General features: G+C 60.6%; 27 protein-coding genes and 1 other RNA gene. 13 read left to right on the top strand and 15 right to left on the bottom strand.

Annotation, left to right across the window (positions count from 1 at the left end):
• Positions 1–99: 99 nt before the first annotated feature.
• The 7 genes from IFT59_RS03170 to IFT59_RS03140 form a co-directional block, all read right to left on the bottom strand.
• Positions 100–294, bottom strand: a complete 195-nt coding sequence (locus IFT59_RS03170) for a hypothetical protein (protein WP_156461898.1) — start codon at positions 292–294, stop codon at positions 100–102.
• 145 nt (positions 295–439) lie between these two features.
• On the bottom strand, positions 440–1,264 hold the full coding sequence (locus tag IFT59_RS03165) for a TIGR00282 family metallophosphoesterase (RefSeq protein WP_062460799.1): 825 nt from the start codon (positions 1,262–1,264) through the stop codon (positions 440–442).
• 11 nt (positions 1,265–1,275) lie between these two features.
• On the bottom strand, positions 1,276–1,878 hold the full coding sequence (locus IFT59_RS03160) for a 5-formyltetrahydrofolate cyclo-ligase (RefSeq protein ID WP_249407470.1): 603 nt from the start codon (positions 1,876–1,878) through the stop codon (positions 1,276–1,278).
• Positions 1,879–1,891: 13 nt separating this feature from the next.
• The gene (locus IFT59_RS03155; protein WP_082476442.1) at positions 1,892–3,172 is read right to left on the bottom strand and encodes a hemolysin family protein; all 1,281 of its coding nucleotides are present in this window, start codon (positions 3,170–3,172) and stop codon (positions 1,892–1,894) included.
• 255 nt (positions 3,173–3,427) lie between these two features.
• Positions 3,428–4,459 carry a sensor histidine kinase gene (locus tag IFT59_RS03150; RefSeq protein ID WP_062460805.1) on the bottom strand — a complete coding sequence of 344 codons (1,032 nt, stop codon included), beginning with the start codon at positions 4,457–4,459 and terminating at the stop codon, positions 3,428–3,430.
• Positions 4,460–4,468: 9 nt separating this feature from the next.
• On the bottom strand, positions 4,469–4,912 hold the full coding sequence (locus IFT59_RS03145) for a response regulator (RefSeq protein ID WP_062460808.1): 444 nt from the start codon (positions 4,910–4,912) through the stop codon (positions 4,469–4,471).
• The gene (locus IFT59_RS03140; RefSeq protein ID WP_192086065.1) at positions 4,909–6,408 is read right to left on the bottom strand and encodes a sensor histidine kinase; all 1,500 of its coding nucleotides are present in this window, start codon (positions 6,406–6,408) and stop codon (positions 4,909–4,911) included. The genes IFT59_RS03145 and IFT59_RS03140 overlap by 4 nt, the downstream gene beginning before the upstream one ends.
• 223 nt (positions 6,409–6,631) lie before the next feature.
• On the opposite strand from IFT59_RS03140, the gene IFT59_RS03135 reads away from it, so the two are divergent.
• On the top strand, positions 6,632–6,910 hold the full coding sequence (locus IFT59_RS03135; RefSeq protein ID WP_062460811.1) for a BON domain-containing protein: 279 nt from the start codon (positions 6,632–6,634) through the stop codon (positions 6,908–6,910).
• Positions 6,911–7,007: 97 nt separating this feature from the next.
• On the opposite strand, the gene ssrS is transcribed toward IFT59_RS03135, so the two are convergent.
• From ssrS to IFT59_RS03120, 3 genes are all read right to left on the bottom strand, one after another.
• Positions 7,008–7,166, bottom strand: a non-coding RNA gene (gene ssrS, locus IFT59_RS03130) — 6S RNA.
• 100 nt (positions 7,167–7,266) lie between these two features.
• On the bottom strand, positions 7,267–7,638 hold the full coding sequence (locus tag IFT59_RS03125) for a cell division protein ZapA (protein WP_062460814.1): 372 nt from the start codon (positions 7,636–7,638) through the stop codon (positions 7,267–7,269).
• Between the two features lie 10 nt (positions 7,639–7,648).
• Positions 7,649–7,921, bottom strand: coding sequence for a DUF4164 domain-containing protein (locus IFT59_RS03120; RefSeq protein ID WP_062460818.1), 273 nt, complete (start codon positions 7,919–7,921; stop codon positions 7,649–7,651).
• A gap of 319 nt (positions 7,922–8,240) precedes the next feature.
• On the opposite strand from IFT59_RS03120, the gene tkt reads away from it, so the two are divergent.
• Both tkt and gap read left to right on the top strand, forming a co-directional pair.
• A complete protein-coding gene (gene tkt / locus IFT59_RS03115; protein ID WP_192086064.1) occupies positions 8,241–10,217 on the top strand; it encodes a transketolase in 1,977 nt (658 codons plus the stop codon).
• Between the two features lie 73 nt (positions 10,218–10,290).
• Positions 10,291–11,301: a type I glyceraldehyde-3-phosphate dehydrogenase gene (gene gap, locus IFT59_RS03110; protein ID WP_062460824.1), complete on the top strand. Its 1,011-nt coding sequence runs from the start codon at positions 10,291–10,293 to the stop codon at positions 11,299–11,301.
• 131 nt (positions 11,302–11,432) lie between these two features.
• On the opposite strand, the gene IFT59_RS03105 is transcribed toward gap, so the two are convergent.
• Complete coding sequence (locus IFT59_RS03105) at positions 11,433–11,666, bottom strand: hypothetical protein (RefSeq protein ID WP_192086063.1); 234 nt, start codon at positions 11,664–11,666, stop codon at positions 11,433–11,435.
• A gap of 191 nt (positions 11,667–11,857) precedes the next feature.
• Here IFT59_RS03105 and IFT59_RS03100 point away from each other — a divergent pair, with 191 nt between their 5' ends.
• From IFT59_RS03100 to IFT59_RS03080, 5 genes are all read left to right on the top strand, one after another.
• Entirely contained in the window at positions 11,858–12,418 is a 561-nt protein-coding gene (locus tag IFT59_RS03100; protein WP_192086062.1) for a histidine phosphatase family protein, read from the top strand.
• A 369-nt stretch (positions 12,419–12,787) separates the two neighbouring features.
• Complete coding sequence (locus tag IFT59_RS03095) at positions 12,788–14,614, top strand: potassium/proton antiporter (RefSeq protein WP_192086061.1); 1,827 nt, start codon at positions 12,788–12,790, stop codon at positions 14,612–14,614.
• Between the two features lie 119 nt (positions 14,615–14,733).
• Positions 14,734–15,933 carry a phosphoglycerate kinase gene (locus tag IFT59_RS03090; RefSeq protein WP_192086060.1) on the top strand — a complete coding sequence of 400 codons (1,200 nt, stop codon included), beginning with the start codon at positions 14,734–14,736 and terminating at the stop codon, positions 15,931–15,933.
• Positions 15,934–16,206: 273 nt separating this feature from the next.
• On the top strand, positions 16,207–17,103 hold the full coding sequence (locus IFT59_RS03085) for a fructose bisphosphate aldolase (RefSeq protein WP_192086059.1): 897 nt from the start codon (positions 16,207–16,209) through the stop codon (positions 17,101–17,103).
• Between the two features lie 232 nt (positions 17,104–17,335).
• Positions 17,336–18,253 carry a PhzF family phenazine biosynthesis protein gene (locus IFT59_RS03080; RefSeq protein ID WP_192086058.1) on the top strand — a complete coding sequence of 306 codons (918 nt, stop codon included), beginning with the start codon at positions 17,336–17,338 and terminating at the stop codon, positions 18,251–18,253.
• On the opposite strand, the gene IFT59_RS03075 is transcribed toward IFT59_RS03080, so the two are convergent.
• Entirely contained in the window at positions 18,254–18,418 is a 165-nt protein-coding gene (locus IFT59_RS03075) for a hypothetical protein (protein ID WP_092659869.1), read from the bottom strand.
• 207 nt (positions 18,419–18,625) lie between these two features.
• Here IFT59_RS03075 and IFT59_RS03070 point away from each other — a divergent pair, with 207 nt between their 5' ends.
• The 3 genes from IFT59_RS03070 (at position 18,626) to rcdA (ending at position 21,067) form a co-directional block, all read left to right on the top strand.
• Positions 18,626–19,903 carry an MFS transporter gene (locus IFT59_RS03070; RefSeq protein WP_062582392.1) on the top strand — a complete coding sequence of 426 codons (1,278 nt, stop codon included), beginning with the start codon at positions 18,626–18,628 and terminating at the stop codon, positions 19,901–19,903.
• 18 nt (positions 19,904–19,921) lie between these two features.
• Positions 19,922–20,113 (top strand): DUF1192 domain-containing protein, encoded by a 192-nt coding sequence (locus IFT59_RS03065; protein ID WP_174196146.1) that lies wholly within the window; start codon positions 19,922–19,924, stop codon positions 20,111–20,113.
• A gap of 441 nt (positions 20,114–20,554) precedes the next feature.
• Complete coding sequence (rcdA, locus tag IFT59_RS03060) at positions 20,555–21,067, top strand: protease adaptor protein RcdA (RefSeq protein ID WP_062461855.1); 513 nt, start codon at positions 20,555–20,557, stop codon at positions 21,065–21,067.
• A gap of 56 nt (positions 21,068–21,123) precedes the next feature.
• Here rcdA and IFT59_RS03055 read toward each other — a convergent pair whose 3' ends face one another.
• Together IFT59_RS03055 and rpmE are read right to left on the bottom strand one after the other, a co-directional pair.
• Positions 21,124–21,639 carry an AAA family ATPase gene (locus IFT59_RS03055; RefSeq protein WP_249407468.1) on the bottom strand — a complete coding sequence of 172 codons (516 nt, stop codon included), beginning with the start codon at positions 21,637–21,639 and terminating at the stop codon, positions 21,124–21,126.
• Between the two features lie 86 nt (positions 21,640–21,725).
• The gene (gene rpmE, locus IFT59_RS03050; protein WP_062460846.1) at positions 21,726–21,947 is read right to left on the bottom strand and encodes a 50S ribosomal protein L31; all 222 of its coding nucleotides are present in this window, start codon (positions 21,945–21,947) and stop codon (positions 21,726–21,728) included.
• 188 nt (positions 21,948–22,135) lie between these two features.
• Between rpmE and IFT59_RS03045 the strand changes: the two genes are divergently transcribed.
• Together IFT59_RS03045 and IFT59_RS03040 are read left to right on the top strand one after the other, a co-directional pair.
• Positions 22,136–23,932: an ABC transporter transmembrane domain-containing protein gene (locus IFT59_RS03045; RefSeq protein WP_192086057.1), complete on the top strand. Its 1,797-nt coding sequence runs from the start codon at positions 22,136–22,138 to the stop codon at positions 23,930–23,932.
• Complete coding sequence (locus IFT59_RS03040; RefSeq protein WP_113109774.1) at positions 23,932–25,206, top strand: glucoamylase family protein; 1,275 nt, start codon at positions 23,932–23,934, stop codon at positions 25,204–25,206. The genes IFT59_RS03045 and IFT59_RS03040 overlap by 1 nt, the downstream gene beginning before the upstream one ends.
• Here IFT59_RS03040 and IFT59_RS03035 read toward each other — a convergent pair whose 3' ends face one another.
• A complete protein-coding gene (locus IFT59_RS03035) occupies positions 25,207–25,428 on the bottom strand; it encodes a hypothetical protein (RefSeq protein WP_062460856.1) in 222 nt (73 codons plus the stop codon).
• Between the last annotated feature and the right edge of the window lies 1 nt (position 25,429).

Here is a 25,429-nt window from a genome sequence, read left to right as displayed (position 1 = left end):
CATGCCATTCCGGGGCTCAGGATGCGGCAAGCATGGCGAAGCGTCCAGCGACGAAGCGCCGTGGTCGTCTCACAATCATGTCATTGAGTGGTTAGCGCCTCAACGCGTCCGGCAGACGAAGGGCAGAAATGAGCTCGCTGTCCCAAAGTTCATCGCGGCCATGGTGAGGCGATTGGCAAGATCGATATCACCCTTGGACGACGGGCACACATCCGCACCGTTGGAGCAGCCGGCTGCAATAAAAGCATTGTTTCCATCGATAAAGGCGCGGGTAATGTCCCGATCTTTGGACATGGAAAGCAGGTCTTGCCAGGCTTTGGCGTAGAAACTGCACTTCTTCTGAGCCCACGTTGCGGCTGAAGGCTGGACGCTTTGCTGTGCCGATGCCCCGAAAACCGGAAGCATCAGAACCGCAAACAGAAGCAGCGCCCGAACCATTCTACCGCCAGAAGCTCGGAATGGTCTCCGCGAGCCGCGGCCCGATCCGGAGCGGCTCGATCTTCTCGGCCAGTCCCGTGGTGTCGGAAATCTCGATGCCGAGACCGCAGATCGTTGCGGGGCCGTTTGCCGCCTCGAAACGGCCTTTCGGCATTTTCGAGATGAACCGGTTGAGCGGCTCTTCCTTGTCCATGCCAAGCGACGAGTCGTAGTCGCCGCACATTCCGGCATCCGACATGTAGCCGGTGCCGCCGTTCAGGATCTGGCAGTCGGCGGTCGGCACATGCGTGTGCGTGCCGACGACGAGCGACGCACGACCATCGACGAAATGGCCGAAACACTGCTTTTCGCTGGTGGCTTCCGCATGGAAGTCGAAGATGATGGCATCCGCCTGTTCCTTCAGCGGGGCCGCGGCAAGGATCGCCTCGGCGGACTTGAAGGGATCGTCGAGTTCCGGATGCATGAAGACCCGGCCCATGATGTTGGCGACGAGGATGCGCGCGCCGTTGCGGCCGTAGAAGATGCCGGATCCCTTGCCGGGCGTGCCGGCCGGATAGTTGGCCGGGCGCAGGAACTGGTCGTGGCGACCGGCAAAGCCGACGGCTTCCTTCTGGTCCCAGACATGGTTGCCGGTGGTGACGACGTCGGCACCGGCATTGATCGTCTCGAGAAAGATCTCCTCGGTAATGCCGAAGCCACCAGCGGCATTCTCGCCGTTGACGATGACGAAGTCGAGTTTCAGGTCGGACACCAGCCCCGGCAACTTGTCCCAAACCGCCGTACGGCCGGTTTTGCCGACCATGTCACCCAGAAACAAAAGACGCATGCTTGTCCAATCTACGCGAGCATATCCGCGAACGGCCGATAGCCGCTTTCGGTCAAGACGGCATCGAGCTTCATATCATGAGGTTCTTCAGGCACTGATGCCACTTCCTGGCAGTCGAATGCAATGCCGATCAACCGCGGGTTCAAGCCTTTTTCGCGCAAACGGTGAATGGCCCGGTCATAATATCCGCCGCCATAGCCGATCCGGTGGCCCCGCGCATCGAATGCGGCTAATGGCACGAGCATGATCTCGGGCTCGAGTTCTTCCGCCTCGGGTCGAGGACCCGAGGTCCCGAACGTACCGGGCACAAGCACCGTCTCAGGCGTCAGTTCGCGAAACACGATCGTTTCCTTGTCGAGGACGACCGGCACGCAGATGCGCCCGCCGCGATCCCGCAGCAATGCCATCAGAGGATGGAGATCCACCTCGGATCGGATCGGCAGAAAGCCCGACACGATCGCTCCGGTATGCAACTCGATTGCCCCGGCGCCATGAACGGCAAGCGCCTGGTTCTTTCCGACCCTATCCGAAATAGACAGAGCGTCTCTCGCGGCGAGGCTCTGGCGCCGCAGTTCCGTCTTGCGCATGCGATTGTCGGAAAAAGCCTCGCTCATCGGTCCCGTACCGTCAGTCTGGTGCTCGGCTGAGCAGCAGCTTGTCGATACGACGTCCGTCGAGATCGATCACCTCGAAGGTCCAGCCTCGTGTTGTGAACTTCTCGCCCAGTTCCGGCAGATGCTTCAGCTCGTCGAGAACGAAGCCTGCAACGGTCTCGTAACCCGGGTCATCCTCGATCGGCACGCCCATCTGCGCGGAGAACTCGTCGACTGCCATCCAGCCGGCGACGAGATAGGATCCGTCGTCGCGCGCGACGATGGCGGGTTCTTCAACCTCGTCCTCCTGAAACACGCCGGTAATGGCTTCGAGCACGTCGCCGGAGGTGATGATACCTTCGAAATGGCCGTATTCGTCATAGACGAGAACCATGTGCGCCGGGGACTTGCGCAAAGCCTGAATGACGTCGAGCGCGCCGGTCAGGTCGGAAACGACAGGCGCTTCGCGCATCAGCGAGGCGGGATCGCCGCCCCTGCCGCCGGCCATGAATTCATAGGCGTCCTTGACGAAGAGCACGCCCTGGATCTCGTCCGACGAGCCCTTGCGTACAGGCAGACGCGAGCGTGTCGTCGCCCGCAGCTGGGCACGAAGCTCTTCCGGCTCATCTTCGGTATCGAGCACCTCCACATCGCGGCGTGGCGTCATGAGGCCGCGCGCGGTACGGTCGGCCAGTCGCATGACGCCGGAGATCATCGCCGATTCCTCGGTCTCGATCACGCCCGCGCTATGTGCCTCGGCAAGCACGGTGCGGATTTCCTCGTCGGTGACTTTCTCGTTCGATTCCCCGCTCTGGCCGAGAAGGGCCAGAAGAAACCGACCCGAGATGTCGAGAAACCACACGACCGGGGCACCGATTGTCGCGACCATCTTCATCGCCGGCGCCACTTTGGCGGCCACGAGCTCAGGCGCCCGCAATGCGATCTGCTTCGGCACGAGTTCGCCGACAATCAGCGACATATAGGTGATGACCACAACGACACCGCCGACGCCGAGCCAGTCGGCGAAGTTTTGCGGCATACCCTGCTCGGACAGCCAGTTGGTCAGACGGGTGCCGAGCGTTGCACCGGAAAACGCACCGGAGAGAACGCCGACAAGAGTGATGCCGATCTGAACGGAGGAAAGGAAGCGGCCTGGATCTTCAGCCAGCTTGATGGCGGCAGCTGCGCCACGATTTCCCTGCTCTGCCATGACCCGGAGGCGCACGGGACGCGAGGACACGACGGCAAGTTCCGACATTGCGAGGACACCATTGAGAATGGTGAGTGCAACGACGATGAATATTTCGGTTAACAAAAGGGGCTCTTAATCTGGAACAATATCCTGCCTGCAAAACTGACGCCACGGCCCACTTCAACGAGAACCGTTATCGAACGCACCCTATGGGAGCGTCGGCGCTGCTTCGCGCACAGTTCGGAAAACCGCCCGCAATCCTTGGGGGTTCTCGGAGCTATGCACCTTCGCTCGCGGTGGAAATCATAGGGTCAGCATGCGTCCAATGCAATGGCCGTCACTGTGGAACTTGCGAGCGTCCGGTCGGAAAGGGAGAAATCACGCCGTCAGGTCGATCAGCAGTTCGGCGCGAGTGCCGCTTTCGCGCGGCACATACTGGATGGAAGCACCAAGCGTTGCCGCCATCGACTTGACGATTCGACTGCCAAGACCCGTGCCCTTCGGCATGTCGCCTTCCTTCCAGCCGACGCCGTCGTCCTCCACCGCAAGCAGCGCCTTGTCATCATCCTGCCGCTTGAGAAGCACGCGAACCTCGCCCTCAGCGCCCGGCGGATAAGCATATTTCAGCGCATTGGTGAGAAGTTCGGTCACGATCATCCCGACGGAGACGGCCCGGTCGGACTTCAGCGAGAGTTCGTCGGCCTGCAAAAGGATCGTCGCGCTCTGGTGATCGTTGACCGTACCCTGGACTTCCTTGACCAGAGTGCCGAGATACTTGTCCATCTCCACCTGGCGCACGTCGTCGGACGTGTAGAGGCTGCGGTGCATGCCGGCGATCGCGGAGATGCGCGCCTGCGTCTCCGACAGGGCCGCCTTGACGTCGTCGTTCTTGCTGCTCGACACCTGGAGACGGATCAGCGCGGCGACCAGCGCCAGGCTGTTGGCGACGCGGTGGTTGACTTCCGTCAACAGCACCTCGGCGCGTTCCTTGCCAAGCCGGATCTCCTGATCGGCGCGCTCCTTTGCGCGGCGAAGCTCGGCGGTCGCAATCCCCTGGCCGATCGCGCTCTGCATCAGCGGCCAGAACTCGTCGCCCACCGTCTTGATGACGTAGTCGGACGCACCGTTCTTCAGCGCATCGATCGCAATCGTCGCATCGCTTGAACCGGTGACATAGATGACCGGGAGCCCCGCCCCCATCTCGTTCAGCCTGTGAAGGATTTCGAGGCCGGTACCGGTGCTGAGATAGTGGTCGAGAACCACTGCGTGTACGCCACCCTTCTCAACGGTCTCCATTGCCGCGGACAGATCCACGGCATGGACGACCTGATAGCCGAAGCGACCCAGATTGCGCACGGCAAGCCGCGCAAGGGCAAGGTCGTCATCGACGTAGAGAATGGTGTGCTGCATCACGTCTCGTCATTGTCCGGGAATCTGCATCACGGCAAAGAACAGACCGAGCTGTCTGATGGCGTGCGCGAAACTCTCATAATCCACTGGCTTCGTTATATAAACGTTGGCACCGAGATCGTAGCACCGCTGGATCTCTCGCTCGTCGTCGGTCGTGGTCAAGATGACCACAGGCAGTCGCTTCGAGTGAGGGTTGGACTTCACCTTCTCAAGTATGTCAATACCCGACATATCGGGGAGGTTGAGGTCGAGAAGGATCAGCAAATACCGATCCGCATTGGCCGCTCCCAGGCGGTCAGCGCCGAGAATATAATCGAGCGCTGCGTTTCCGTTCGTGAACGGTACGATCTCGTTGTTGACGCCTGCTCGACGGACATTCTTTTCGATGAGGCGCGCATGCCCCTCGTCGTCCTCGACCATAACGATGGTAACTTCTTTGCCGGCAGCATTCATGACCCATGACTCCTGACATATTGGGACAGATCGGTGGGCAGACGGATGATGAATGTCGCACCGCCGCCCAAGGTTGACGTGATCGTAATCTCGCCACCTAAATTTCTGACTAATGATCGCACATGCGCAAGGCCGATGCCCTCGCCGGGCTGGTTCTGCACGCCGGAACGGCGGAACAGCTCGAACACCCGTTCGTGGTCTTCCGGCGCAATGCCGCGCCCGTTATCGGCAACCTCGATCCGGACAAAGCTTCGCCCGAGCGGCGTTGACGTGATTGACAGCGCCAGCGGCCGGTCGGGATGCTGGTATTTGACCGCATTGTCGAACAGGTTACCGAAAACCTGCTCCAGCGAGAACCGGTCGGTGACGAGGGTCTTTGCGGCCGACGTGGAAATCGCCACTTCGCCGCCGCCCTCGTTGACCTGATGGTAGACACTCGCGGCAGTTGCCTCCAGGAGTTCGCTCAGGTCGATCCGCTCCGGCTTCAGCTCACGCCGACCGTCGCGGGAGATCTTCAGGATGGCGTTGATTAGGCCATCCATCTTCTTGGTCGACGAACGGATAAAACCGATTGCCTCTGGAAGATCTTCCTCGACTGCAAGCCGGGCGTCCCTCACCTGAAGTTCGCTCGGCTTGACGTCATCGGCCAGCACGTAGGCGGAGATCGATTTGAGCGAACTATCCAGCTCGCTGGTAAAGCCCATGATGTTGACAAGCGGCGCTCTCAGATCGTGCGAGACGATATAGGCGTATCGCTGGATCTCGCGGTTTGCCTGGATGAGGTCTTCGGTACGCTCGTTGACCCGCTCCTCCAACCCGGCATTCAAGGTTTCCACCTCGGCACGGGCCTTCTGAAGCTGGCGGACATGCTGGAAGACGATGGCAATCGCGCCGCCGAGAACGAGAATGATCAGAATACCGCCGCCGACGGTAAACCACTGCAGCTTTTCGGAACTTCCGCGAATCTCGCCAATGCCGGAAATCAGGTGTCCATCCAGTTCGCCGATCACGCCGCCAAGCAGGGCGCGCAATTTCTGCATAGCCTCAAGGCCCGACTGGTTGCGAACGATGGCGACTGCCTGCTCGACCTGACCCGAACTTGCGAGCGACAGCGTCTCCTGCATCTCATTGGTCTTTAGCGCGATCAGGCTGCGGATCTCGTCCAGCGGAACGCTGACTATGTCCTGATTGGCCGCCGTCCGCTCCACCTTCTGCAGCTGGAGCGGCAGCGCACCGATGGATGTCCGGTAGGGCTCGAGGAACAGCGGATCCTGCACCAGCAGGTAGCCGCGCTGTCCGGTCTCGGCGGTTTGCACAAGCAAAAGCAGATCGGCAGTGGTCGCCCGCAATGCTCTCAGCTTCGTAACGTCATCGAAATAGGTCCTGGTCATCTGCGCCAGGAAGAAAGAAGACATCACGATGCCGAGCAAGATGGCCGCGCCGATGACGAGCATCAGGAGCGACGAGCGGGCGAACGTGGCTTTTGCGTTGGGCATGAAGAAGTCCGCCGATTGAAAACACGCAGACTTACTCGGAAACGGCGCGGCCATTGTCAAGCGTCAGACAGGGGCGCCTGATGCCACATCAGGGGAAAACCGGACTGGCAATCTGACGAACTCGTGTACTGGAAAAAGAAATTAGAAAAAGCGCGGACACATTCGGAACATAAACGTAAGACAACAGTTCATTCATCAGACGTTCATGTTGGGAGTTTCGACAATGTTCTTGAGCAGCCTTCAGCCTACCGCTTCATTCGCCTTTGCCCATGACCACGGCATGATGATGGAAAAGACCGCTATCGAAACGGAACTGAGTTACCTCCCCAACTTCGACAGCAGCAACCTCACTGTCGACGTGACCGGCGACTTCATTGTTCTTGAAGGCGTTGTCAGCTCCAGTGGCGACCATGCCCGCGTTATGCGGATCGCTCGCGAAATCGTCGGCTATGAGCGCGTTCTTTCCCGCGTCCTGGTCTGCTCGATCGAAAAGCGCTCGTAAGCATCCCAATCGACTAGACGTGCAAAACCCCGCCTTGAGCGGGGTTTTTCGTTTTTGGGCGCGACCATTATGAATGATCGAGCCCGAATTCTGTAGGGTGCGATCCGCGGCGACCGATGGATTTTTACGATCCTGGGTGCCTACAAACGTAGGTGGGCGCCATATGTCCAAGCCCACGGGCCTGGCCAGGGACAGCTCCCTTTGGATCGAGTATGGCCCCAGGGATTGTGGTTCCTGTCGAGAAGCGCAGAACGCATTTTCAATATAAGGCTGAAGTCGATGGCGCGCCAGTGGCATCGCGAGGCATTTTTTTCTGCAGGCTTTTCAGCGACGCTGAACACCGGCGTGAGACGATCTTAGTTCGCCGGCACACGGCCGTTGAGCTTGGCGGTCAGGCCTTCGAGTCTGGATGAAAGCTCGCTCAGGGCGGAGACGACAAGCTCGTCGCTGCGGCTCTGGTTTTCAGCGGCACCGGCGCGGTTGGATTTCAGCGACTGCACCTCGCCTTCGAGCGCACCGACCTTGCGGGTCAGCTCGGAAAGCTCATCCATGATCATGATCCCGGCCATGACCGTGATGCGAAGATCACCGATCTCGCCGAACTGGCCCTTCAGATGTCCGACATAGCGGTCGAATTGGTCGGCGAGATCCGTCAGGTGCTGTTCCTGACCTTCTTCGCAAGCCATCCGATAGGCTTTGCCGTCGATCGTTACCGTTACCTGGGCCATCTCTTTTTCCTTACCGGTCCAGAACCGCGCGGATCGTCTCCATCGCCGTCACCAGACGGCGGGAAACCTCGCGGTTGACCTCTTCGAGACGATTGGCCCGAAACTGCGACTGGTCCAGTTCCTGCGCCAGGCGCGATCGATCGGCATGCACGCGCTTGACCTCGCCTTCCATCTCGCCCTGGTCTCTTTGCTGCTCGATGCGCACATCGACGGCATTCTCCAGCCCGCTTATCGCAGCCCGAAGTTCCGAAAGCGCCAGATCCACCGTCTTTTCTGCCGGCATGCATATATCCCGTGAGGTCGCGATCGGCGCCGAATCGTACGGCAGCGCCTCGCCAACAAGCGCCGTAGACTATTCACCGCTTGAAAGCCGGTCAATAAAACACGCAGACGATACCGCATCGAACTGTGGATCATCGCTGATCAAGGGCACTCGGCGGCCCTGCCGAAATAGCAGGCAGACTGTGCTAAACCCGATCATTATGTGCCACCGGTGGCCCGCCTTTTGTTGACTTGCGCGCCCCACCTGATATGGATCGGACGCTTCCTGACGAGGCCCGATCATAGGGCCTGACCGACACTCGGACGATAGTGGATTAGCCATGATTTCTCGCGAACAACACGACCGGATGGCCAATGCGATCCGTTTCCTTGCCATGGATGCCGTCGAAAAGGCGAATTCCGGACACCCGGGCATGCCCATGGGCATGGCTGACGTCGCAACGGTCCTGTTTACCAAATACCTGAAATTCGACCCGACCAAGCCGCATTGGCCCGACCGCGACCGCTTTGTGCTGTCGGCCGGCCACGGCTCGATGCTGCTGTACTCGGTACTGTATCTGACCGGCTACCCTGACATGTCCATCGACGACCTGAAGGGCTTCCGTCAGCTTGGTTCCAAGACTGCCGGACACCCGGAATATGGCCATGCGACCGGCATCGAGACCACCACTGGTCCGCTTGGCCAGGGCATCGGCAACGCCGTCGGCATGGCAATCGCCGAACGCAAGCTGCGCGAAGAATTCGGCGCCGACCTGCAGGATCACTACACATACGTGATCAACGGCGACGGCTGCCTGATGGAAGGCATCTCCCACGAGTCGATCGCGCTTGCCGGCCACCTGAAGCTGAACAAGCTGGTCCTGTTCTGGGACAACAACTCGATCACCATCGACGGCGCGGTGTCGCTGTCGGACTCGACGGACCAGATCGCCCGCTTCAAAGCCGTGCACTGGAACACGATCGAGATCGACGGTCACGACCAGGCCGCCATCGCAGACGCGATCGAGCAGGCCCACAAGTCCGACCGCCCGACCTTCATCGCCTGCAAGACCACGATCGGCTTCGGTTCGCCGAACAAGGCCGGCAGCCACAAGGTTCACGGCTCGCCACTCGGCGCCGAGGAAATTGCAGCGACCCGCAAGGCCCTGAACTGGGAATACGAACCCTTCGTCATCCCGAACGACGTTCTGTCCGACTGGCGCGAAGCCGGCATCCGCTCTTTGGAAGCCGTCAAGGCTTGGGAAGACCGCCTTGCAGCGTCTGCCCACAAGGCCGAGTTCGACCGCCGCTTTGCCGGTGACCTGCCTGCAGGTTTCGACACTGCCATCAACGACTACAAGAAGAAGCTTGCCGAAACCAAGCCGACCGTCGCCACCCGCAAGGCGTCCGAGGACGTGCTGGAAGTCATCAATGGCTTCCTGCCGGAAACGCTCGGCGGCTCCGCCGACCTGACGCCGTCGAACAACACCAAGACCAGCCAGATGATTTCGGTCACGCCGACCGACTTCTCCGGCCGCTACATGCACTGGGGCATCCGCGAACACGGCATGGCATCCGCCATGAACGGCGTCACCCTGCATGGCGGTCTGATCCCCTACGGCGGCGGCTTCATGATCTTCTCGGACTACTGCCGTCCGCCGATCCGCCTCGCGTCCCTGATGGGTATCCGCGTCATCCACGTGCTCACGCATGACTCGATCGGCGTTGGCGAAGATGGCCCGACCCACCAGCCGGTTGAACAAGTGGCAAGCCTTCGCGCCATCCCGAACCTGATGGTGTTCCGCCCGGCCGATGCGACCGAGACGGCAGAATGCTGGCAGATCGCGCTCGAAACCAAGGATCGTCCGTCGGCTCTCGCGCTGACGCGTCAGAACCTTGCACCGGCCCGCACCGAATATTCGGAAAAGAACCTCTGCACGCTCGGCGCCTACACGCTTTCGGGCAATGCGGATGCCAAGGTGACCATCTTCGCATCCGGTTCGGAAGTCGAACTGGCGATTGCGGCGGCAAAGACGCTTGAGGAAAAGGGCGTCAGCACACGCGTCGTTTCCGTGCCCTGCACCGAACTGTTCTTCGAACAGCCGGACGACTATCGCCGCGAGATCCTCGGCAACTCGCCGGTCAAGATCGCGGTTGAAGCAGCTGTCCGCGAAGGCTGGGATGCGTTCATCGGTCCGGAAGGCACGTTCGTCGGCATGAAGGGCTTTGGCGCTTCGGGTCCTGCCAAGGATGTCTTCAAGCACTTCGGCATCACGGCTGACGCCGTTGTCGCCGCAGCGCAAGCAAAGCTCGCTTGATATTTTCGATGACGGGGCGACGGTCAATCCGCCCGCCCCGTCCTGCTTGCCATAATTTTCTCGGGAGAACTCTATGACTGTAAAGGTTGCCATCAACGGCTTTGGCCGTATCGGCCGCAACGTCCTGCGCGCGATCGTCGAATCCGGCCGCACCGACATTGAAGTGGTCGCGATCAACGATCTCGGCCCGGTCGAGACCAATGCCCATCTGCTGCGCTACGACTCGATCCACGGCAAGTTCCCGGCGGACGTCAAGGTCGAAGGCGACACGATCATCGTTGCCGGCGGCAAGCCGATCAAGGTGACCGCAGTGCGTGACCCGGCCCAGCTGCCGCACGCTGAAATGGGCGTCGATATCGCGCTTGAGTGCACCGGCATCTTCACCGCCCGCGACAAGGCCGCCGCCCACCTGACGGCTGGCGCCAAGCGCGTCATCATCTCGGCGCCCGGCGACAATGCCGACCTCACGGTCGTGTTCGGCGTCAACGACGACCAGCTGACCAAGGACCACCTGGTCATCTCCAACGCATCCTGCACCACGAACTGCCTGGTTCCGGTCGTCAAGGTGCTGAACGACGCCGTCGGCATCGACCACGGCTTCATGACCACGATCCATTCCTACACCGGCGACCAGCCGACCCTCGACACGATGCACAAGGACCTCTACCGCGCCCGTGCAGCGGCTCTGTCGATGATCCCGACTTCGACCGGTGCAGCCAAGGCCGTCGGCCTCGTTCTGCCGGAACTGAAGGGCAAGCTCGACGGCACGTCGATCCGCGTTCCGACCCCGAACGTCTCGGTTGTCGACTTCAACTTTGTTGCGAAGCGCGCCACCACCGTTGCCGAAATCAACGATGCCATCAAGTCTGCCGCCGACGGCAAGCTGAAGGGCATCCTCGGCTACACAGACGAACCGCTGGTTTCCCGCGACTTCAACCACGACAGCCACTCCTCGATCTTCGCTTTCGACCAGACAAAGGTTCTCGAAGGCACGTTCGTGCGCATCCTGACCTGGTACGACAACGAGTGGGGCTTCTCCAACCGCATGTCGGACACCGCAGTTGCCATGGGCAAGCTGATCTAATCACTGAAACGTGCATGCCGGTCCTTGAGGACCGGTCCTCACGCTCAGGCTTTTGACCCCCTCCCCTTAAAAGGAGGGGGTTTTGCGTTTTGGGACATGGTCGGGAGAGGGGTCGCCCGCGCGTAAATCCCTCAGGACGCCGTAAACTTCACCGTCACGCCGCGCTGGCGAAAATAGGCCTGCATCAGCTTGCGGCCCTGACGATTGTTCTGCACGATCCGCGCCGGGTCGAACTCGGCTTCCTTCTGGCCAGCTTGGGTCAGCGCTGCCTTGAGGGTGGCGATATGCGTATCGAGATCGGCATTGTTGGCCTGAAGCGATTCATAAATGCGGTTTGTCGCTTCGGCTACGTTCGGTTCGCTCATGTCATGCTCCAGTCATTGTTTCGCCGGCGCTTAGCACACTTTCTGGCACGACCCAATTGCGATCATGACTGCCGGCGTCGGTACATACCCCATCCAAGGGATGTTATTTTCCGTGAGGGTGGAAACCACGCAGTATCATTGCACGTATTAGCTTTGGACAGACAAACGCCGGCACCACTTGGAGATACGCCATGTTTCTGCGACGCCAGTTGCTGATCGCCTCCGCTCTTGCCCTGACCAGCAATGCAAGGGCGCAATCAGATCCATGGGCCGAGCTTCGCACTGGTGCAGCTCTGGTGCTGCTTCGCCACGCGATTGCGCCCGGAACCGGCGATCCCGCGAACTTTGCGGTCAATGATTGCAGCACGCAGCGCAATCTCTCCGCGCAGGGCATCGCCCAGGCGAGCCGTATCGGCGAGCTCTTGCGAAAAAATGGCGTGACGCAGGCGCGGGTTTTTTCCAGCCAGTGGTGCCGCTGCCTCGATACCGCCAAGGGTCTTGGTCTTGGGTCGGTCGAGCCGCAGCCGCTGCTCAACTCTTTCTTTGGCAGTCCCGAAGATGGCAGGCCGCAGACGCAGGCCCTGCGCGCCTGGATGACGGGCCTGCCGCCGGGCCGGCCGGTTGTGCTGGTCACCCATCAGGTCAACATAACAGGCCTTACCAACATCGTTCCTGCCAGCGGCGAACTCCTGTTCGTCACGGCCGGTGCGGCCGATCCACTGACGGTGATCGGCAGGGTCGCCGCTGAGTAGTAGCAGCGACCGGCAACGTTTTCCGGCTCCTTGACTCGGTCCTGGGGTCAGCTCTTCGGCGTGTCCGCGACCACGCCTACCTTCACGACGTGCTGATCGACATCGACGCCATCGTGGCCGAGGTCGCCGCCGGGCGGGCCTGCGTCAGCTATTCACTTCGCACCGACGTGATTTTTCTTCACCACCGGCCCTTCTCTTGCCGGATTTGTTCCCGTCTATTTGAATATGCACATCGAATCGCCCGGCCACTGACCGGGATCTGCTCCATGGCTATCTTGCCGATCGCGGCAACGGCACAGGATCCGACAATCGCCGGGCCTGCTGATGGATGGATTTCCGTAAACGGCGGCGAGAGGAAGGACGGGGACATTGGAGGCTTTCTACATCATCCTGCTGGTCGGCACGGTTCTGGTGTTGGCTGCGGCCTTTTCCAGCCTGCTTGCCTTCCGGTTCGGCGCTCCCCTGCTTCTCGTCTTCCTGTCGATCGGCCTGCTGGCCGGTGTCGATGGTCTTGGCATACGTTTCGAGAACTACTCCTTCACCTTCATGCTGGGGTCGTTGGCGCTCGCCATCATCCTGTTCGACAGCGGCTTCGGCACCTCGCTCCACTCCTTCCGGATAGCCGCGGTTCCGGCGCTGACGCTCGCGTCCGTCGGCGTGCTGTTGACCGCCGGCGTCTTCGGCGTCGCGGCGAAGTATTTCCTAGGCTTCAGCTGGCTTGAAGGCTTTCTGCTCGGGTCGATCGTCGCCTCGACTGACGCAGCCGCGGTGTTCTTTCTGCTGCGCATCGGCGGCATCAACATCCGCGACAAGGTGCGCTCGACGCTCGAAGTGGAATCCGGCACCAACGACCCGATGGCGATCTTCCTGACGATCGCGCTGTCCGAGCTTCTGGCCACCGGCCAGGGCTTCGGCGGCCTCGACCTGCATTTCGCTGTCATGTTCCTCGAGGAAATGGGGCTCGGCGTCATCTTCGGCCTGCTCGGCGGCTTGATGATCGTCTGGGTGCTGAACCGCTTCACCTCCGATCGGGGTCTGGCGCCAATCCTCGTCCTGACGCTTGCTCTGCTCGTGTTCGCCTTCACCGGCGCGATGGGCGGCAGTGGGTTCCTCGCCGTCTATGTGGCCGGCATCTACTCGGGCAATCGCAAGATGTTTGCCAAGCACCAGATCACGCGCTTCAACGAAGGGCTGACCTGGCTTGCGCAGATCATCATGTTCCTGGTGCTCGGCCTGCTCGCGACGCCGTCCCAGTTTCCGATCCTGCTCGTGCCAGCGATCGGTCTGGCGCTGTTCCTGATTTTCGTCGCCCGCCCGATTGCCGTCTGGATCAGCCTGATGGCCTATGACTTCACGCAGCAGGAAATCGGCTTCCTGTCCTGGGTCGGCCTGCGCGGTGCGGTGTCCATCCTGCTCGCCATCACGCCGATCCTGTCGGGCGCCGAAAACGGGTCCGTCTTCTTCAACGTCACCTTCATCATCGTGCTCGTCTCGCTTCTTCTCCAGGGTTGGACGATCAAGCCGGTGGCGCGGTATCTCGGGTTAATCATTCCGCCGCGCATCGGCGCCGTCGACAAGCTGGAACTCGATCTTCCCGGCAAGGCGACGCACGAGCTGATCTCCTACCGTGTCCTCAAAGACAGCCCGATCCTGTCGGGCGAGCGCATTCCCCGCTGGGCCATGCCCTCGCTGGTGATCCGCGACGGCCGCAGCCTGCGCTACCAGTATGCCGGACGCCTGCGGGAGAACGATCAGGTCTACCTGTTCGTGACGCCGAACTACACGAAACTGCTCGATCGGCTATTTGCGAGCCGCATCCCCGTCGATGATGACGACGCGGAGTTCTTCGGCGCCTTCGCGATTTCGCCGACACGGCCTGCAACCGAGCTCGACCTTGCCTATGGCCCGGGCCTTCTCTCGGCAACCGAACAGGCACTGACGATCGGCGAACTCATGCATTCAAGGTTGGGCGGCAAGACGGAATATGCCGACCGCGTGCGCTTCGGCTCGATCGTGCTGATCGTCCGGGAAACCGACGAGCTCGACCATGTCACCAAGATCGGCGTCTCCCTGGAGCCGGTGGAGCCCGCCACCAAGCTGCCGATCTTCATCAACATGCGCGAAATCGCCCACCGCATCCGTGACCAGATCCGCAAGTATCGTGGCAAGCCGGTCCCGACCCGCCGGTCCGCCTGAAGGTCGGGCGGCCTCTCGGCAACGGGTACTCAGGTCATTTCATTGACCCGACAGCCTTGCGCCGTCGGACAAGAATAGTATGGTCCCGCCACCCTTTATCAAGCAACGGGATCAGTACCATGCCGGCCTTCAAGACCCTCGACGACCTCACCGATATCGCAGGTAAGCGCATTCTCGTCCGCGTCGACCTCAACGTTCCCGTGAGCGACGGCAAGGTGACGGACGCAACCCGTATCGAGCGCGTTGCCCCGACGATCACGGAACTGTCGAAGAAGGGCGCCAAGGTCATCCTTCTCGCCCATTTCGGCCGCCCCAAGGGTGAACCGGTCGCCGACATGTCGCTGTCCCAGATCGTCATGGCCGTCAATGAAGTGCTCGGTCAGAAGATCCTGTTTGCATCCGATTGCATCGGCCCGGAAGCCGATCAGGCTGTCGCCTCGATGAAGAACGGCGATATTCTGCTTCTCGAAAACACCCGCTTCCACAAGGGCGAGGAAAAGAACGACACCGGCTTTACCGAAGAACTGGCTAAGAACGGCGACATCTATGTCAACGACGCCTTCTCGGCCGCCCACCGTGCCCATGCCTCCACGGAAGGCCTTGCCCACCGCCTGCCCGCCTATGCCGGCCGCACCATGCAGGCTGAACTCGAAGCGCTGGAAAAGGGCCTCGGCGATCCTGCCCGCCCGGTCGTTGCCATCGTCGGCGGCGCCAAAGTGTCCAGCAAGATCGATCTGCTGCAGAACCTCGTGAAAAAGGTGGATGCGCTGGTGATCGGCGGCGGCATGGCCAACACGTTCATTGCCGCACAAGGCATCGATGTCGGCAAGTCGCTCTGCGAGCATGATCTCGCAGACACTGCCCGCGCCATCATGGCGGAAGCCGAAGCGTCCGGCTGCACGATCGTGTTGCCGACCGACGGCGTTGTGGCACGCGAATTCAAGGCGAATGCCGCAAACGAAACTGTCGCGATCGACGCCATCCCCTCCGACGCGATGATGCTCGACGTCGGCCCGAAATCCGTCGAAGCCGTCAACGAATGGATCGGCAAGGCCTCGACGCTGGTGTGGAACGGCCCGCTCGGCGCCTTCGAGATCACCCCGTTCGACACCGCGACGGTCTCCGCTGCAAAATTCGCAGCAAGTGAGACCAAGGCCGGCAAGCTGGTTTCGGTCGCCGGTGGCGGCGATACGGTGGCGGCGCTCAACCATGCGGGCGTTGCCGACGATTTCTCCTACGTCTCGACCGCAGGCGGCGCCTTCCTGGAATGGATGGAAGGCAAGGAACTGCCCGGCGTCTCGGTGCTGACCAAGGCCTGATCGACCGGCTTCCCAGAACGCAACCCTCGATGGGTTCAGTGGCGCGGGAAATAGGTTTCCGCGCCCGATCTGCAAGCTAAGTTTAAATAAATTCAATATTTTAAACGATTGAAACCATTTCAATCGTTTCAATGGCTTAGAGCATCATTTCCCTTTAAAAGAACTTCTGTTATCGGCGGGAGAGAACTTCGGATATTGCTTTTAATATCGGCTTTTCCGAAGATTGAATGGGCATAAGCGCGCAACGCGCCATTGTGAGGGATAGGAGCGATTATGGTAGACGCGAAGATGTTGGACAAAGTCAGGTCGGCGCCCGGTTTCATTGCGGCGCTTGATCAGAGCGGTGGTTCGACACCCAAAGCGCTGCTGCTCTACGGCATTGCCGAAACCGACTACGAGGGCGACGAAGAGATGTTCCGCCTGATGCACGCCATGCGCGCCCGCATCATGAAGGCACCGGCCTTCACAGGCGACAAGGTTGTCGGCGCAATTCTGTTCGAACGCACCATGGATGGTGATGTCGACGGCGAACCGGTTCCCTCCTACCTCTGGAACAAGCGCGGCGTCGTGCCTTTCCTGAAGATCGACAAGGGCCTCGCTGCCGAAGAAAACGGCGTTCAGCTGATGAAGCCGATGCCGGATCTCGACGCTCTCCTGATCCGCGGCCGCGAAAAGGGAATTTTCGGCACAAAGATGCGCTCGGTGATTGCCTCTGCCGACAAGGCCGGTATCGCTGATGTCGTGCAGCAGCAGTTCGAAGTCGCGCGCCAGATCATCGCACAGGGCCTCGTTCCGATCATCGAACCGGAGATCCTCATTAACAGCCCGACCAAGGCTGAAGCTGAGACTATCCTGCGCGACGAGATCGCCCAGCAGCTCGACACGCTCGGTCCGGGCGAAGACGTGATGCTGAAGGTAACGATCCCAACGGTCGCCGATTTCTATGCGGATCTCGCCGCTCACAAGTCGGTCGTTCGCCTCGTTGCCCTGTCCGGCGGCTACAGCCGCGTCGATGCCTGCGAAAAGCTGAGCCACAACCGCGACATGATCGCGAGCTTCTCGCGCGCGCTCACCGAAAACCTGCGCGTCTCAATGAGCGATGCAGATTTCGACGCGAGCCTGGCTGAAACCATCGACGGGATCTATTCCGCGAGCGTCAACAAGGCCTGATGCTCTAACCCTGATGCTGCGGCATCGGGAACACGAACCTGGAAAAGGCCGCCTCAGCTTTAATAGCTCTGGCCCTTTTCATGGGAGGAAGAGGCCGCACCGGGGGGTGCGGCCTTTCTCGTTTCCAGACCCTGCCCAGACAATCAGGATTGATGTCTTCCATCAAAACCATTGTCTGGTGATGGGAGATCGCAGGCTCTAGAAGTTACGTTCTCAACTGGGGAGCCCGTCCATGCCTGTCGTCGATTTCGTCACCGTCGATGTCTTTACCGACCAGCGCTTCTTCGGCAATCCGCTTGCGGTCATCACAGACGCCCGCGGCCTTTCGGGCGATGAGATGCAGGCGATCGCAACGGAGTTCGGCTATTCCGAAACCACGTTCGTGCTTCCACCGGACAATCCAGCCAACACGGCGCGCGTGCGTATCTTCACGCCGACGACAGAGGTTCCCTTTGCCGGCCATCCGAATGTCGGAACTGCCTTCGTCCTTGGCAATCTGCCCGACCTGTTCGGCAACGCTTTAGGCAAAATGCTCCGCTTCGAGGAAATCGCCGGACTGGTCGAGATCGACCTGATCCGGGAGGGCGGTGTGGTTGTCGGCGCAACCATCCGGGCACCGCGGCCACTTGAACTGGGCGCCGAGATCGAACCTGAACGTATCGCCGACTGCGCATCCATCGGCGTCGGGCATGTCGTCATGCACAATCACGCACCCGTCTTCGCATCGGTCGGCCTGCCATTCGCAATTGCTGAGTTGGACGGCCTGCAGGCGCTCGCCGCGGCCAGGCCGGATCTCACGTCATTCCATCGCGCAGCCGAGATCAGCCCGGGCGATCAGATGGAGTTTTCGCTGTTTCTCTATGTCCGTGATGCCAAGGATCCCCTGCATATCCGTGCCCGCATGTTCGCACCGCTCGACAATGTGCCGGAAGACCCGGCAACGGGTAGCGCGTCTGCAGCGCTCGGCGCGTTCCTCGCGACGCTTGCCCCTGAAACCGAAGCCGATATCCGCATGACCGTCGAACAGGGTGTGGAGATGGGCCGCCGCAGCGTGATCGAGCTCGCCATGGTCAAAAGACAGGGTCGCGTCACCGATGTGCGGATCAGCGGAAGCTGCGTGAAGGTGATGAGCGGCCGGATCGAGCTGTAATCAGCCGACGAACTCGCGCAGCAGCAGTGCCACGGACCAGAGCGCGAAGGCGACCAGCGCCAGCTTCCAGAAATCCATCCGGCGCCTGAGGCCCGGGAGGTTCAATGGCTTGATGATCTGCACGACCATGGCCAGCATCAACAGGACGGAGATTGTTTTTGTCATCTGTCTTTCGTCACTGTTTCAAAGGCTCGCCACAGGCTGGACATTTTTGCTCTCCACCACAGTTAGACCGGGAGGAGAATCGGGGTCTGTTGCGTCATGATCTCTGATCTGCCTTACCTTCGTTAACGTCCTGTGCCGGTCTGCGCAACATCGCTCCGGCACGGCAGGGCGGATCACCGACCACGAAGAGAGCTGACAGTATAGACGATGAGCCGTAATCTCCTTCCCGTTCTCGCCCTCCTCACTGGTACGCTCTTTCTGTTCCTCGGCAATGGCCTGCAGGGTCTTTTGTTGCCGGTGCGCGGTTCGATCGAAGGTTACTCGAACGAGGTTCTTGGCCTGCTCGGCACAACCTGGGCCTCAGGCTTCGTCATCGGTTGCTTCGTGGCACCGAATGTCGTGCGCCGCATCGGGCACGTTCGCGCTTTCTCCGGCTTCCTGGCCCTGATCTGCCTCAACGTGCTTATGACCGGCCTGCTGGTCGATGACGTCGCGTGGCTCATCCTGCGGGCAATCACCGGCTTTTGCACTGCCGGTACGTCGATGATCATCGAAAGCTGGCTCAACGAACGTGCCACACCGGAAAACCGGGGCACGATCTTTTCCTTCTATATCTCCATCACCCTGTTCGGCGTTGTCGGTGGCCAGTTGATGGTGCCGTTTGCCGATGTGACGCTGCCGACGCTGTTCATGGTCTGCGGCATCCTCTACTCGATCGCCGCCCTGCCGACGACGCTGTCCAAGGCTGCGTCACCACAACCGCTGAAACGCGCGCGGCTGGATCTCAAGGGACTGTTTCGAAACTCGCCGATCTCCTGCGTAGGCATTCTCTTGGTCGGCATCGCCAACGGGGCCTATGGCACGCTCGGCGCCGTGTTCGCGACCAAGGTCGGCCTCGACAAGGGATCGGTCGCCGCAATGGTATCGATCACCATCTTTGCCGGCGCGATCATGCAGTTTCCGGCGGGCCGGTTGTCGGACAGGCTGGACCGCCGTCATGTCCTTGCAGTCCTCTCCGGCGTCAGTGCGCTGGCAGGCCTTGCCGTTGTGCTGGTTGCGCCGACCAACGTCTACACGATCGTTATCCTCGTCGCGACCTACGGCGCCGCCGCGAACGCGCTCTACCCGATCGCCGTTGCCCATGCCAACGACTTCGCCCAGCCCGAGGACTTCGTAAAGGTCTCCGGCGGCCTGTTGCTTCTTTACGGCATCGGGACGATCATCGGCCCGACGCTCGGAGGTCCTGTCATGACCTGGGCCGGCCCGCACGCTTTGTTTGGCGTCACGGCTGTCGCCCATCTGATGATCACTGTCTATGCGATTGTCCGAAGCCGGCAGCGCGCACCCGTCCCTGCCGGCGAACGCGATGCCTACACGACGGTGACAGGAACCAACGGACCACTCGCGACACCCGAGGGCCTCTCGCTCGATCCGCGCGCAAGACCCAAGGATGCAGCCGCGTCTGAACAGCAGACGACGCCATAACGGCCAAGGAGGCTTGAAATGTCATTTCTCGACGACGACCGCCCGAAGAAACCCGCAGCTCACGAGATCGGCGCCGACCTATCGCTGCTCTCTGCGGACGAACTGCAGATGCGCATCACCATCCTGCAGGAAGAGATCGCGAGACTGGAAGCAGAGAAGGCGAGGAAGGCTGAGGGTCGCAAGGCCGCTGACAGCTTTTTCCGGACCTGATGTGCCGCACTAAGAATAAACCGCAAAACCACGACCAATCTTAAGCAAACATTAATCATTAACAGAGAATATAGCGATGTTCGGTTCTGCCGGACTCAGACAGTTTCACCGCTCGGCGAATGGTCTGATTTCTCCCTGTTTTACCTTGAGAGCCGCTTTTGCGGCTCTTTTTTTTGGCTGTCAGTCCGCACAAGCTCACGCAGCCATCAAAAACCCGTTCCAAAGGCCATTTTCAGGGGACTTGCGCTTTCGCAAGATCTGTTTCATTTCAAGAAGATCGAGGGCGTTTACCGGTTCCTGTGGGTATTAACCTTTCATTAAGAAACGCCTTGCGGATTTCCAGTATAAGGATCATGTTCACTTCATTCAGCGGGCCAGATGGAACTTTTTGAGCCACTTCGCCATTGCCTGAGTAAGAAAGCATTAGCAGGAATGAATTCGATGTCCGAGCAGGGATTGAACACAGTGAGTTTTGCGGGCCGCGCCGCAAGCTCTGCCCAGTTCAAGTCACTATACTCCGAAGGCATGGCTCTTGTTGAAGAGACAGCAAGCTATCTGGACGGTCAGGGTCGTGCTGCATCCAAGGTTCTGCCGCGCATGGCCTCGGTTCTGTATGCAGCTGAATCCATGCGTCTGACGACTCGCCTGATGCAGATGGCATCGTGGCTTCTGCTCCAGCGTGCCGTCAACAACGGCGAGATGAGCCGCGATCAGGTTCTTTCGGAAAAGAGCAAGGTGCGTCTCGACGGCTTCAATGTCGATCGCAATGCTCCGGGCTGGCTCGATCTGCCGGAAAGCTTCCGTGATCTTGTCGAACGCTCGCTTCGTTTGCAGAACCGCGTCGCTCTTCTGGACCGCGAAATCTATCGCGCCCCGGAAGCCGTTGTCATCTCCGACAACGAAAACAGCGTCCGCGCCCAGCAGAACCTGCTTCACACCGCATTTGGTGGCTGAGATCTGAACGTCGACGGTCCAAAGGCAGGCATTGGCCTGCCTTTTTGCGTTTGGGACTATAGAGATAGCGACGCCAGATAGGCGTTGACACTGTCACGACAGTCAAGCCGATGTTTCGGGCCCTCGAAGGCGCTGAACATCCGGTCATGCGCCTCGAATGAATTCCAGTTGTTGTGTCGGAAGCGATAGCCCGCCACCCAATGGAGTAGCTCTTCGAAGGACGCAACGCTTCCCCCGCCCTGAAGACCGCGATGGCGAATGTTTTCGAGGCAGACGTCGTCGGGCAAGTCGAGAAAGATCAGTGTCGTTGCCCGCGTGATCGCGAGACTGGCAAGCCTGCCATACACGCCTTCGATCAACCAAAAATCTCGTGCGGCGATGCTGCGCACGTCCTCGTCCACGACCTGCCTGTCGCGGCCGATGCCGTACCGTCCGGGCTCCCAACGGACATCGTCCAGGTGGACGGGAGCATGGCCGAGCACCTTTCCCAATCTGGTCGCAAGCCACGTCTTGCCCGATCCGCCATTGCCGAAGATCAGCACGCGACGAAGCGGATGGGGTAGCTTCGACAAAAGATCGACATTCTCCTCCATGCCTTCTAGAAAAACAAAAAAGCCCGGCTTTCGCCAGGCTTCTTTTGTCAAAATGCAAAAAGCGATTAGAGGCCGAGACCGCCGAAACGCTTGTTGAACTTGGAAACGCGGCCACCGCGGTCCAGCATCTGCTGGTTGCCGCCGGTCCAGGCCGGGTGCGACGTCGGGTCGATTTCGAGGTTCATCGTGGCGCCTTCGGTGCCCCAGGTCGAGAACGTCTCGTATTCGGTACCGTCGGTCATGACGACCTTGATCTTGTGGTAGTCGGGATGGATGCCAGCCTTCATGTCGATATTCCTGCTCTGCGAGGTCCATTCGTCGCATTGCGCGAGCAAGAACCGTCTTTAATGAATGAAGCCGCAAACCGGCGCGGTCACGGCTTCCCAATTGGATGCGGAGCCTATACAGGAAGGGCGCCGCAAGTACAAGTCCCCGAAAGGCTGAGATTCCGCTGCCCGGGGGCCATGGAGACGACATGGCCGAAAGCCGAGAAAATCAGAAGAAAAACCGCAGTCTCAAGCCGCTTTCCCGACTGCTCCCCTACCTTTCCCGCTATCGAGCCATGGTCGCCGGCGCGACTTTTTTTCTCGTCCTTGCCGCCTGCACCACACTAGCGCTGCCGCTGGCTGTCCGCCGCATGGTGGATCATGGATTCGCATCCTCCGACGGACATTTCATCAACAACTATTTTGTCATGCTGTTCGTTCTGGCGGTCCTTCTCGCGATCGCAAGCGGCATGCGCTACTATTATGTCATCACCATCGGCGAGCGCGTGGTGGCGGATCTTCGCCGCGAGGTCTTTTCGCATGTGACGCGGCTGTCCGCTTCCTTCTTCGACGTCAACCAGTCCGGCGAGATCGTTTCGCGGCTAACCGCCGATACGACCCAGATCAAGTCTGCCTTCGGCTCTGCCGCGTCCCAGGCCCTGCGCAACACCATCCTCTGTCTCGGAGCGATGGGCATGATGGTGTATACGAGCCCTAAACTCTCGGCTCTGGCGCTTGGCGCTATCCCGCTGATCGTGTTCCCCCTCGTTGGCTTCGGCCGCTCGGTGCGCCGCCGGTCGCGCGCTGCCCAGGACATGCTGGCAGCGACCTCCGCCTATGCAGCCGAGACGATCGGCGCCACACGCACCGTTCAGGCCTTCACCGGCGAGGCTGTCGCCACCTCGCGCTACAGCGACACGGTCGAGAATGCCTTTGAGGCCGCCCGCAAGTCGATCCGCGCCCGCGCGCTTCTGACCGGCTTCGGCATCGTGCTGATCTTCGGATCGATCGTCGGCGTCCTCTGGTACGGCGCCCAGAGCGTGCTTGCCGGCACGATGACACCGGGCACGCTCGGCCAGTTCGTGCTTTATTCGGTGATTGCGGCAAGCTCGCTCGGCACACTGTCGGAAGTCTGGGGCGAGCTGTCTTCTGCAGGCGGCGCCGCCGAACGGCTGTCCGAACTGCTTGATGAAGTTTCTGCCGTCCGTGATCCGGAACACCCGAAAGCCCTCCCCTCACCCCCGCGCGGCGATGTCACGTTCGACAGCGTCTCCTTCGCCTATCCGGCCCGCGTCAGCGCCATCACGCTCAATGCGCTTTCCCTGCATGTGGCACCGGGAGAAACCGTCGCCATCGTCGGTCCCTCGGGCGCCGGCAAGAGCACGATCTTTTCGCTGCTGCTGCGCTTTTACGATCCGACGGCCGGATCGATCCGGCTCGATGGCGTCGATCTGCGCCATGCGACGCTTCAGGATATCCGCTCACGGCTTGCGATCGTGCCACAGGACGTGACGATCTTTGCAGCCTCCATCCACGACAACATCGCCTTCGGCGTACCAGACGCGACACGCGAGGCCGTGCGTGCAGCAGCAATCGCCGCACAGGCGGACGAGTTCATCGCGAAGCTCGACAACGGCTATGACACGCTCGCCGGCGAACGCGGCATCACCCTGTCCGGCGGCCAGCGCCAGCGGATCGCCATCGCCCGCGCCATCCTGAAAGATGCTCCGGTCCTGCTGCTCGACGAAGCCACCTCGGCGCTCGATGCGGAAAGCGAAACACTGGTGCAAAAGGCGCTCGACGGATTGATGCGCAACCGCACCACGCTCGTCATCGCCCATCGCCTTGCGACCGTGTTGAAGGCAGACCGGATCCTCGTCCTGGAAAACGGTCGCGTCGTCGAGGAAGGCACGCACCAGAGCCTGGTGGCGGCTGGCGGTCTCTATGCGAAGCTCGCGCGGCTGCAATTCCATGATCTCGAGCAAACTTCCGTCAGCGCGATCTGATGGACGCTACCCCCATCATCTCCGCAGATCTGGATAGTCTGCTCGATGACGTTCAGCAGCGCACCTTCCGGTATTTCTGGGATGGTGCTCATCCGCAGAGCGGCCTCCCTTATGACAAATGCCTTCTCGACGGCACACCCGGCATCGATGCGATCTCGATCAGCGGCACCGGCTTCGGCCTGATGGCGATCCTGGTTGCCTGCGAACGCGGCTGGATCACCAGCGACGAGGCGCTGGTTCGCATCACCACGATTGTCGAGAGCCTCGAACTGGCACCGCGCTACCACGGCGCGTTCTCTCACTTCATCAATCCCGCTACCAGCGCAATGATTCCGTTTTCGGCGCTGGATGATGGGGGCGACATCGTCGAAACGACGCTTCTCCTACAGGGCCTGATCTGCGCCCGTGAATATTTCGCGGCAGAGACCATTTCCGAGAAATCGCTGCGCACCGCGATCACCCGGCTGTTCGACGAAGTCGAGTGGACCTGGTACACCCGCGGCAAGACCGACGGCCCGATCTACTGGCACTGGAGCCCGATCAACGAATGGGCGATGAACCTGCCGATCACCGGCTGGAACGAGGCGCTGTCAACCTATGTCTTTGCCGCCGGCTCGGACACGTTTCCGATCGATCCGCAGAACTATCACTGCGGATGGGCACGCAACGGCGCCATGAAGAACGGCGAGGAATATTTCGGCATACAGCTGCCGCTGGGCGAACCCATGGGCGGGCCGCTATTCCTGTCGCAATATTCCTTCTGTGCGCTCAATCCACGCGGCCTGTCCGATCGCTACGCCGATTACTGGCGCCAGGCGGTCGCGCATTCACGGATCAACCGCGCCTATTGCCTGACGGTGCCGGACTATGCTGCAGCCGGCGTCTGGGGCCTGACGGCATCGGAAGCCCAGGCCGGCTACGCCGCCAATTCGCCGCTGGTCGATTTCGGCGCGATTGCACCGTCTGCAGCACTGTCGAGCTTTCCCTTCGTTCCCGGCCATGCGGAAGAAGCCTTGCGCGCCCTCCTTGCCTATGAGAACGGACGGCTGGTCAACCGCTTCGGCTTCGCCGACGCCTTCGCGCCGAAGACCGGCTGGGTCGCATCGACCTACATCGCTATCGACCAGGGTCCGATCGTCGCGATGATCGAGAACCACCGCTCGGGTCTGTTGTGGAAACTGTTCATGGCCGCTCCGGAAGTTCGCCGCGGCCTCGACCGGCTGGGATTCCGCTATCCGGCCACTCCGCTCGAGCACAAAAACGCCGGCACCTGATCACTTCGCGCGTTTGAACGTCCATTTGACGACATGATCGCCATTGCGCTTGATCTTGGTCTTCATCTTCAGCTGGACCGATTGCTCCCCGAACGCAGCCTGCGCCTCCTCGAAAGCACGGCGCGCCTGCGCCATCGCCTCGTGATAGGCGGTATTGTCGCGGCGAGGCGTATCTGCCACCGCCTTGGCGATCGCGTCGATGTCGGGTTTGCTGTAGGTCATG

The sequence above is a fragment of the Rhizobium sp. CFBP 8752 genome (genome assembly GCF_014842035.1).
Classification (GTDB): domain Bacteria; phylum Pseudomonadota; class Alphaproteobacteria; order Rhizobiales; family Rhizobiaceae; genus Neorhizobium; species Neorhizobium soli.
Note: the sequence above shows the minus strand (reverse complement) of the source record. Positions and strands in the feature narration are given on the sequence as shown.

What these genes read in the sequence shown, in the direction of transcription:
- IFT59_RS03040 (WP_113109774.1), top strand. Translation starts at nt 23,932, where the DNA reads ATGGACGCTACCCCCATCATCTCCGCAGATCTGGATAGTCTGCTCGAT.
- IFT59_RS03125 (WP_062460814.1), bottom strand. Translation starts at nt 7,638, where the DNA reads ATGGCCCAGGTAACGGTAACGATCGACGGCAAAGCCTATCGGATGGCT.
- IFT59_RS03090 (WP_192086060.1), top strand. Translation starts at nt 14,734, where the DNA reads ATGCCGGCCTTCAAGACCCTCGACGACCTCACCGATATCGCAGGTAAG.
- gap (WP_062460824.1), top strand. Translation starts at nt 10,291, where the DNA reads ATGACTGTAAAGGTTGCCATCAACGGCTTTGGCCGTATCGGCCGCAAC.
- IFT59_RS03150 (WP_062460805.1), bottom strand. Translation starts at nt 4,459, where the DNA reads ATGCAGCACACCATTCTCTACGTCGATGACGACCTTGCCCTTGCGCGG.
- IFT59_RS03045 (WP_192086057.1), top strand. Translation starts at nt 22,136, where the DNA reads ATGGCCGAAAGCCGAGAAAATCAGAAGAAAAACCGCAGTCTCAAGCCG.
- rcdA (WP_062461855.1), top strand. Translation starts at nt 20,555, where the DNA reads ATGTCCGAGCAGGGATTGAACACAGTGAGTTTTGCGGGCCGCGCCGCA.
- IFT59_RS03120 (WP_062460818.1), bottom strand. Translation starts at nt 7,921, where the DNA reads ATGCCGGCAGAAAAGACGGTGGATCTGGCGCTTTCGGAACTTCGGGCT.
- IFT59_RS03140 (WP_192086065.1), bottom strand. Translation starts at nt 6,408, where the DNA reads ATGCCCAACGCAAAAGCCACGTTCGCCCGCTCGTCGCTCCTGATGCTC.
- tkt (WP_192086064.1), top strand. Translation starts at nt 8,241, where the DNA reads ATGATTTCTCGCGAACAACACGACCGGATGGCCAATGCGATCCGTTTC.
- IFT59_RS03075 (WP_092659869.1), bottom strand. Translation starts at nt 18,418, where the DNA reads ATGACAAAAACAATCTCCGTCCTGTTGATGCTGGCCATGGTCGTGCAG.
- IFT59_RS03160 (WP_249407470.1), bottom strand. Translation starts at nt 1,878, where the DNA reads ATGAGCGAGGCTTTTTCCGACAATCGCATGCGCAAGACGGAACTGCGG.
- IFT59_RS03135 (WP_062460811.1), top strand. Translation starts at nt 6,632, where the DNA reads ATGTTCTTGAGCAGCCTTCAGCCTACCGCTTCATTCGCCTTTGCCCAT.
- IFT59_RS03080 (WP_192086058.1), top strand. Translation starts at nt 17,336, where the DNA reads ATGCCTGTCGTCGATTTCGTCACCGTCGATGTCTTTACCGACCAGCGC.
- IFT59_RS03165 (WP_062460799.1), bottom strand. Translation starts at nt 1,264, where the DNA reads ATGCGTCTTTTGTTTCTGGGTGACATGGTCGGCAAAACCGGCCGTACG.
- IFT59_RS03085 (WP_192086059.1), top strand. Translation starts at nt 16,207, where the DNA reads ATGGTAGACGCGAAGATGTTGGACAAAGTCAGGTCGGCGCCCGGTTTC.
- IFT59_RS03170 (WP_156461898.1), bottom strand. Translation starts at nt 294, where the DNA reads ATGTCCAAAGATCGGGACATTACCCGCGCCTTTATCGATGGAAACAAT.
- IFT59_RS03035 (WP_062460856.1), bottom strand. Translation starts at nt 25,428, where the DNA reads ATGACCTACAGCAAACCCGACATCGACGCGATCGCCAAGGCGGTGGCA.
- IFT59_RS03105 (WP_192086063.1), bottom strand. Translation starts at nt 11,666, where the DNA reads ATGAGCGAACCGAACGTAGCCGAAGCGACAAACCGCATTTATGAATCG.
- IFT59_RS03100 (WP_192086062.1), top strand. Translation starts at nt 11,858, where the DNA reads ATGTTTCTGCGACGCCAGTTGCTGATCGCCTCCGCTCTTGCCCTGACC.
- IFT59_RS03065 (WP_174196146.1), top strand. Translation starts at nt 19,922, where the DNA reads ATGTCATTTCTCGACGACGACCGCCCGAAGAAACCCGCAGCTCACGAG.
- IFT59_RS03145 (WP_062460808.1), bottom strand. Translation starts at nt 4,912, where the DNA reads ATGAATGCTGCCGGCAAAGAAGTTACCATCGTTATGGTCGAGGACGAC.
- rpmE (WP_062460846.1), bottom strand. Translation starts at nt 21,947, where the DNA reads ATGAAGGCTGGCATCCATCCCGACTACCACAAGATCAAGGTCGTCATG.
- IFT59_RS03070 (WP_062582392.1), top strand. Translation starts at nt 18,626, where the DNA reads ATGAGCCGTAATCTCCTTCCCGTTCTCGCCCTCCTCACTGGTACGCTC.